Source organism: Bacteroidales bacterium (assembly GCA_014860575.1).
Lineage (GTDB): Bacteria > Bacteroidota > Bacteroidia > Bacteroidales > JAAYJT01 > JAAYJT01.
The window spans coordinates 38,309-46,486 of the sequence record JACZJK010000010.1 but is presented as its reverse complement, the minus strand read 5'-3'; the positions used below and the strand labels follow the sequence as shown (position 1 = coordinate 46,486).

Below are 8,178 nucleotides of genomic sequence, written 5' to 3'. Positions count from 1 at the left end.
CTATAAAAGAAGTAGTTAAAGAGAAATATAGCCACATTGCACGCCACAGTGATAAGAACCCCGAAAGCTGCTGTGGAGGCGGATGCGCTGACGATTTCACAACCTTCAGCGATAGTTATGAACACCTTGAAGGCTATGAACCCGATGCCGATCTTGGTTTAGGCTGTGGCATTCCTACACAACATTCGGATATCAAACCGGGCGACACTGTTGTTGATCTGGGTTCGGGTGCAGGCAATGATTGCTTTGTTGCAAGGGCATTAGTTGGCGAAAATGGCAGGGTAATAGGTCTGGATTTTTCGGATGATATGTTGGCCAAAGCTAACAAGAATGCACTGAAAATGGATTACACAAACGTGGAATTTATTCAGGGCGATATTGAAGACATGCCACTCAATAGCACTATTGCAGACGTGGTTGTAAGCAATTGTGTACTGAACCTGGTTCCCGACAAGCAAAAAGCCTTCAGTGAGATTTTCAGGATTCTAAAACCCGGTGGCCATTTCTGCATTAGCGATGTGGTGCTTGAAGGTGAATTGCCAGATGTATTAAAATATGTGGCTGAAATGTATGCCGGTTGTATTTCCGGAGCATTGCCCGCCGAAGATTACATGAAATTGATTGAAGAAAACGGGTTTACCAACATCAGAATTGCTGCTGTGAAACCTATTCATGTTCCTGATGAAATACTACTTGAGTACATTAGTAATGCAGAACTGTTCGACTACAAAACCAGTAACAAAGGCATTAAAAGTATTACTGTTTATGCAGAAAGACCTTTATAAAAACTAGTCAGGTGATTGTTATTTGTCATTCTTCTCCGCCGCGGCGGAGAAGAATCTAATTTACAGACAAGTACAGATCCTTCACTACGTTCAGGATGACAAGATACAAAATTCAAAATATCCGAGACCATCATTTGTAAGCTGAACCATCATGACCGAAAAGAAAACCATTGGGGTATTTGAAAAATACCTGACCCTCTGGGTTGCACTGGGAATATTGGCCGGAATTGGCATCGGGCATTTTGCCGGTGATAGTATCGATGCAATCAGCAGCCTGGAAATTGCCAAAGTCAACATTCCTGTTGCGGTTCTTATATGGCTGATGATTTACCCCATGATGCTGCAGGTTGATTTCACCAGCCTCAAACAAATAAGGAGAAAACCAAAAGGCATAGTTTGGACAGTAGTCATCAACTGGCTGATCAAACCATTTACGATGGCTTTTTTTGCATGGATATTTTTCTCAAAATTGTATGCAGCCTGGATTGATCCGGCACTGGCCGGCGAATACATTGCCGGCGCCATTATTTTGGGAGCCGCCCCGTGCACTGCTATGGTGTTTGTATGGTCCTACCTTGTTGATGGCGATCCTAACTATACGTTGGTTCAGGTTTCTGTGAATGATTTGATCATTCTTGTAGCATTCGTTCCTATCGTTGGCCTGCTTCTAGGAATCACGGATGTTGTTATCCCATATGACACGCTGGTAGCCAGTGTAGTCATTTTTGTTGTCGTTCCTTTGGTTGCAGGTGTGATTACACAGCGCATCCTTTTAAAATCGCGCGGTGAGGAATGGTTCAAAAACACATTTTTGCCGAAGTTAAAACCTGTTAGTATCATTGCATTGCTAGTAACGCTTGTATTGCTTTTTGCTTTCCAGGGGCAAAATATCATCAACAATCCGCTTATTATCCTTCTTGCAGCGGTTCCTCTTGTTATCCAAACCTATTTTATCTTTTTCCTGGCCTGGTTCGGAGGACGATGGCTGAAGCTAAGACATAATGTTTGCGCTCCAGCAGCCATGATTGGCGCAAGCAATTTCTTTGAATTGGCTGTTGCCGTAGCCATTGCACTTTTCGGATTACAATCACCTGCTGCGCTCGTAACGGTCGTTGGTGTGCTGGTAGAAGTTCCGGTAATGTTGTCGCTGGTGTATCTGGCAAATAAATGGAAATATTAGTTTTGCAGCAAGTGCAAACGTTGGATCATTATAAGTTGGAACTACAAATACTGAGTCTTCTCTATCATTTCCCAAAACCCTAAGAACTGATACTTTTTAGCTGATCCTTTCAGCTTGCTTATTCCTTCCATGCATTCCTATCATTCATTGGATTGTGAAATCTGGTTTCAGTAAAATATTCGCAGCCAACACTCCTTCAGCAAGAGAAAATACACTTTCAGCTTGCAGAACCGCGCTTCCACCAACATCACTTTTACCGGCGAATGGGTAGCCTCTACTTTTGCATCGAATTTTTAACAAATACCTACCCATTATTACAATGAAAACAAAACAAACCACAGGCAAGATCATCTTCTTGATTATGATCCTGGCTTTTAACTCTTTTAGTGCTTTTTCGCAAAGTGTTCTTAAACAAACAGTCAGAGGCGAAATAATTGATGCTGATACAAAAGCTCCCCTAATCGGAGCCACAATCATTGTTGAAGGCACAGATCCATTGACAGGAACCATTGCCGATGCTGATGGCAATTTCCGCTTTGATGCTGTACCGCTTGGGCGTCACAATTTCAAAGCTACTTATGTTGGTTACGAACCGTTTACGCTTTCCGAAGTATTGGTTGGTTCAGGCAAAGAGGTTGTGTTGAAAATCGAACTGAAAGAATCCTCCTTATCACTTGGCGAAGTGGTGGTCAGGGCCAATACAAGCAAGGATAAACCCGTAAATTCAATGGCAACATTGAGTGCACGGACATTCAGCGTTGAAGAAACCAGTCGCTATGCAGGAGGAATGGATGATCCCGCCCGACTGGCAGCCTCATTTGCCGGGGTCACCACCACCCAAACCACCAGCAATGCTATCATCATCAGGGGAAATTCGCCCAGAGGAGTGCTATGGCGTTTTGAAGGGCTTGATATTCCCGCCGCTTTTCACTTCCCGAATGTTGATTTTATCGGAGGTGGCGGTTTCACAGTGCTGAGCAATCAGATGCTCAGGAATTCCGACTTTTTCACAGGCGCATTTCCGGCAGAGTATGGCAATGCCAGTTCGGGTGTGTTTGATATTAAAATGCGAACCGGGAACTCTGAAAAGCGAGAATATACGGCGGGAATCAGTTTGATTGGAACGGATTTCTCTGCCGAAGGACCTTTTGTAAAAGGCGGGAAAGCAACCTACCTTTTCAATTACCGCTATTCAACCCTCGGTATTCTTGGGCCATTGTTGAATTTCCCAAACCTCCCTACCTATCAGGATTTGAGTTTCAAAATGGATTTTCCAACTGAAAAAGTCGGCACTTTCTCATTCTGGGCACTGGGCGCTCATGATATCAACAATAAAACCGAGGAAAGCGATTCAACAAAATGGGAAAACGATATCAGCCGGATGAATCAGAAATACTACAATCGTTTTGGCGCGATTGGCCTTTCACATCGCATCTCATTGGGTTCTAAAACTTTTGTTCATACCACACTGAGCGCAGATGGAATGAGGTACGGCCTCGACAAAAAGGAACTTACTATGGATCTTGTGCTTTTACCTACCGATTACATAAAAAGTACTGAAGGTAAGTACACGCTCCGCTCTATTGTGAACCACAAGTTTAACCAACGAATCAGTTCACGCAGTGGAATTACCGTTAACAGTCTCTTCTTCGACAACACGCTGAGAAAAGCATTCCGGGACAATCCTGAAGAGATGATTACATTCGTAGATAACAGCGGAACGGGCTTCTCAACACAGTTTTTCTCGCAATTCAGAATTGAGCTTTTGCCTAATCTTTCAACCAATGTCGGTTTTCACTCAATGTATCTTAACGTAAACGACAAAATTACTTTTGAACCACGCCTGGGATTTAATCTGAACCTGACTGAAAATGACGAATTGAGTATTGCCTACGGTTTGCATTCTCAAATGGAAGAACTGCGCACTTATTATTCTCAAACCACTGAAGATGGCATCGTTGATATGCCGAACAAAGGACTTGATTTTATGAAATCTCATCATATCGTTCTGGGATATAGCCGAAAAGTGTGTGATGTGATGCGCATAAAAATTGAACCCTACTACCAGTTATTGTTGGATATTCCTGTAATACCGAATAGTTCATTTTCAATTATCAATATTACCTCTGATTGGGCAATCAATAAAAAACTGGAAAACACCGGAACCGGAACAAATTACGGTATTGATATAACCCTTGAGCGGTTTTTGAAAGACGGCTATTACTACCTTTTCACAGCCTCCCTCTTTGACTCAAAGTATGTTGGGGGTGATGGCAAAAAATACAGCACCCGTTTTAACAGGGGCCATGTTGTGAACCTGCTCGCCGGAAAAGAATGGATGCTGAACGACAGAAATATCCTTAGCATTAGTGCAAAAGTTACCTATATGGGAGGTTTGCGTTACACACCCGCGCTGTATGACGAATCCATAGCTGCCAAAATGTACAAGCCTGATGTTGCGCAGATGTGTGCTAGTCAGTTCCCCACCTCCACCGGAGTTGACTTTACGATCAGTTACCGGGTAAACAAAACAAGATATACAGGGGTATGGACGCTCATGGTTAAAAATGCACTGATGCAACCTGATTATTCCGATCCTTTCTATGATCTCATTAGCAAAGATGTGATCATTGACCAAATGAAAATGCCCATCCCGTCAATTGGTTATAAAATCGAGTTTTAGGTAAGCATCTAACAAATTTCAGGGATGTTCAGGTTCGAAACCAGGCTCAAAGAATAAGCAAAATGATAACTTTTAAGAAGATGAATCAGGTTTTGATTGTTATGCTGATCTTTGTTTGTGGATTGTTCATCTCCCTGCTGGTTTACCTGATTTTGATCAGTCCGGGCAAACCAGAGGCTTTTAAAGATGAGCAAGGAAATATCCTGTTGGGAAGTATTTCAGAAAAAGTATTTGTTCGCATCGGTGGTACAAAGCAGGGCATGTACATTCGAAGTAAAAATGTAAATAATCCTGTTTTGTTATTCGTACACGGCGGACCAGGCTTCCCGAATTACTTCCTGTTTGAAAAATATAATCCGGGGCTTGAGGAGTTTTTTACGGTTTGCTACTGGGAGCAACGTGGTGGCGGGTTATCGTACGATCCTGAATTGAGCATTGAAAGTATGACCCTTGAACAACTGTCTTACGATGCTATTGAAGTAAGCAATTATCTGAGGGAACGGTTCGTAAAGGAAAAGATTTACTTGCTGGCATGGTCGGGTGGAACCACCATTGCATTGCCGGCAATATCGAAGGCGCCGGAGCTTTTCCACGCCTATATTGCTATGGGACAGATAAGCAGGCAGCGTGAATCGGAGAGAATGGCCTACAACTTTATGTTGAAGCACTACACTGAACTCAACAACCAACAATCAGTGTTGCGGTTGAAAAAGTTTAATGATTTGAAAACAGAATCTGATGTGATCTCTTTTTACAACTCGCTTACCCGTGACAAGCTAATGCATGAGTTGGGTATTGGAACAATGCGCAATATGAAGTCTGTTTTTAAAGATATTTTTCTGCCTGTCTGGACATGCAGGGCTTACACGCTCCGGGAGAAATTCAACATCTGGAAATCGAAGATAAAGTTCCTGCCAAAAACAAACCTGAAAAACGAAACCCTGATCACCGACTTCTTTGAAGCTTATCCTAAAATAGATGTTCCCATATATTTTATGAGCGGTAAGTACGATTTGACTGTTAATGTGGATTTGTCAAAGGCGTACTGTAATCATCTTAATGCTCCGCTGCATGGGTTTTACACTTTCGAAAATTCCGCTCACGGCCCGTTGTTTGAAGAACCGAAACGGTTCATGGAAATACTGGAAAAGGATGTTTTGAGATTTAAAACCACGCTGGCAGACTAAGATTAAGCAGCAACGGAATCTGCGGGCTGACCACTTTTCTTACTAAACGTACACTAAAAATGCATAATTTTGCACCCTAGGATATAACATCCTGACAAGCATCAATATCTTCTAAATCAATTACTATAAATCAAATATTATTATGCAATCCCAATACAAATGCCCAAACTGCTCAAACATTTTTGAAGCTGAAGGCGAGAAATTTGAATATCATAGCCCGGTTTACGGCCCCTGTTCAAAAAATGTGAGTGAAAGCCCATGCTGCAAGGTTCAAAGCGATGAATACCGCGAACCCCATCCCGGAAAGAAATCATCAGAACCAGTGCCCATGCCGGCTGGTGGATGTTGCTGCGGTGGCGGAGGCTGTGAGTTTTAGCAAATACAACCATGAGAATTTCAATCTTTTTAATTTTAGTGCTTATATTGCATTTTCATGTAACAGCGCAGCCACCGCAAGGTTACTATAATGAAGCTGCCGGTCTTACGGGCACAGATTTACAGGAAGCTTTGCACGAGATCATCAAGGATCATCAGGTTCAGACCTATGGTTCGCTTTACGATCATTTTGAGTCAACGGATCGCAAACCCAATCTGAGTGTGTGGGATATGTATTCTGATGTTCCGGGCGGCACGCCTCCGTATTCTTTCTATTACAACTCGGGAGATGAATGCGGCAATTACAATGGAGAAGGCCAGTGCTACAACCGTGAACATAGTTTTCCACAAAGCTGGTTTGGCGGGAGTGTACTGCCCATGCACACCGATCTGTTTCACCTTTATCCAACCGATGGTTATGTGAACAACCGCCGTTCAAATTATCCGTTCGGCGAAGTTTCAAATGCCACATGGACTTCACAGAATGGCAGCAAGGTTGGTAACAATGCATCACCTGGCTATAACGGTCTTGTGTTCGAACCGATTGATGCCTACAAAGGCGACTTTGCACGCAGCTGTTTTTATATGTCGGTTCGCTATTACGAGCAAGACAATAGCTGGCCGGGAAGCAATATGACCAATGGTTCACAACTAAAACCCTGGGCGCTGGCCTTGATGATGGAGTGGCACGAAAATGACCCTGTAAGCGCAAAGGAAACCAGCCGTAACAATGCAATTTACACTATTCAGGAAAACCGCAATCCGTTTATTGATCACCCGGAGTATATTGAAGCAATCTGGGGCGATCCTTCCGGAATAATTGCACAGGACAAAAACACAACTTTATCGGTTTACCCGATTCCTGTGGTTGATTATTGTCAGTTTGTTTTTTCTTATCCGATTGAAGGCAATATTTCAGTGGACGTTTATAACCAGCTTGGCCAGCAAATCAATTCCACCTATAGCTTCGCAGAAGGAACAATTACGCTTGAAACTGCTAATCTGCCCAAAGGTTTTTATTTGGTTACAATTGGTTTGGATAGCCAATCACCTTTATTTGTCAAGATCCTGAAATAATTTCTGGCAATCGCTTCTGACGAAATCGCCCGTAAATAAATGTGAAGGTAAATGGGAAATCAGCCCTGTTGCTTTTTATACACCAGCACTTGAACCTTTTCAGTTGTTATTAAGCCACCGTACTTGGGATGATCGAAAAACTTCTCCACTTGTTTGATGAATCCGTCAATCTTCGAGGCTTCGTCAACCATCTCGATAACCATGGGTAAATCTTCCGATAAGGCCAGAATTTTTGCGGTATGTACAAAACTATTGGCGCCATATCCCATCACGCCGCGTAAGACAGTTGCCCCTGCAACACCGTATTTCTTTGCCGCCAGAACAATGGCTTCATAAAGAGGCGTATTTCCTATTTTATCTCCCGAACCAACAAAAATTCGCAACAATTTTGCTTCACCATTCAGTTCCATACAATTGGTATTTAAAGTGAGCGGACCATAGACATTCCGAAAAAGCATGCTGCCAGGCCTGCAAAAATACTGATCATCGCATACATAAGAACATTAAAGTATTGCCCATCGCGAAGCATCAAAATCATTTCAACAGTAAAGGTTGAGAAAGTTGTGAACCCGCCGAGTAAACCAATGGTTAGAAAAAGCTTCCATTCATCAGACAATATTCCACCTTTTTCGCTTAATGCGTAAACGATGCCAATAAGAAGTGAACCAAGAACATTCACGACCAAGGTACTTATTGGAAAAACCGGTTCGAACCAGCGATAAATCAGATGTGCAAACAGATAGCGGCCTATGCTTCCGAAAAAACCACCAATGCCGACAATTAAAAGACTCTTGATCATGCGCGTTATGATTAATCATATTCCAGGAGTCATCAGCCATTGGCGGCGGTTAAGGGCGAACTCCATCGCCGGAGCAAAGATACGCAACGAGA

The 8,178-nt window shown here is 42.8% G+C and carries 8 protein-coding genes; 6 read left to right on the top strand and 2 right to left on the bottom strand.

Features of this window, described 5'->3' with window-relative positions; genetic code table 11:
* From arsM to IH597_01905, 6 genes are all read left to right on the top strand, one after another.
* On the top strand, window positions 1–785 hold a 785-nt coding region (arsM, locus tag IH597_01930), incomplete at its 5' end, for an arsenite methyltransferase (protein MBE0661200.1).
* A gap of 151 nt (window positions 786–936) precedes the next feature.
* A complete protein-coding gene (gene arsB, locus IH597_01925; protein MBE0661199.1) occupies window positions 937–1,965 on the top strand; it encodes an ACR3 family arsenite efflux transporter in 1,029 nt (342 codons plus the stop codon).
* Window positions 1,966–2,284: 319 nt separating this feature from the next.
* Window positions 2,285–4,648 (top strand): carboxypeptidase-like regulatory domain-containing protein, encoded by a 2,364-nt coding sequence (locus IH597_01920; GenBank protein MBE0661198.1) that lies wholly within the window; start codon window positions 2,285–2,287, stop codon window positions 4,646–4,648.
* Window positions 4,649–4,710: 62 nt separating this feature from the next.
* Window positions 4,711–5,835: an alpha/beta hydrolase gene (locus IH597_01915; protein ID MBE0661197.1), complete on the top strand. Its 1,125-nt coding sequence runs from the start codon at window positions 4,711–4,713 to the stop codon at window positions 5,833–5,835.
* Between the two features lie 142 nt (window positions 5,836–5,977).
* Complete coding sequence (locus tag IH597_01910; protein MBE0661196.1) at window positions 5,978–6,211, top strand: hypothetical protein; 234 nt, start codon at window positions 5,978–5,980, stop codon at window positions 6,209–6,211.
* 11 nt (window positions 6,212–6,222) lie between these two features.
* A complete protein-coding gene (locus tag IH597_01905) occupies window positions 6,223–7,287 on the top strand; it encodes an endonuclease (GenBank protein MBE0661195.1) in 1,065 nt (354 codons plus the stop codon).
* Between the two features lie 59 nt (window positions 7,288–7,346).
* Here IH597_01905 and IH597_01900 read toward each other — a convergent pair whose 3' ends face one another.
* Both IH597_01900 and crcB read right to left on the bottom strand, forming a co-directional pair.
* Complete coding sequence (locus IH597_01900) at window positions 7,347–7,697, bottom strand: DUF190 domain-containing protein (GenBank protein ID MBE0661194.1); 351 nt, start codon at window positions 7,695–7,697, stop codon at window positions 7,347–7,349.
* 11 nt (window positions 7,698–7,708) lie between these two features.
* Complete coding sequence (crcB, locus tag IH597_01895; GenBank protein ID MBE0661193.1) at window positions 7,709–8,086, bottom strand: fluoride efflux transporter CrcB; 378 nt, start codon at window positions 8,084–8,086, stop codon at window positions 7,709–7,711.
* Between the last annotated feature and the right edge of the window lie 92 nt (window positions 8,087–8,178).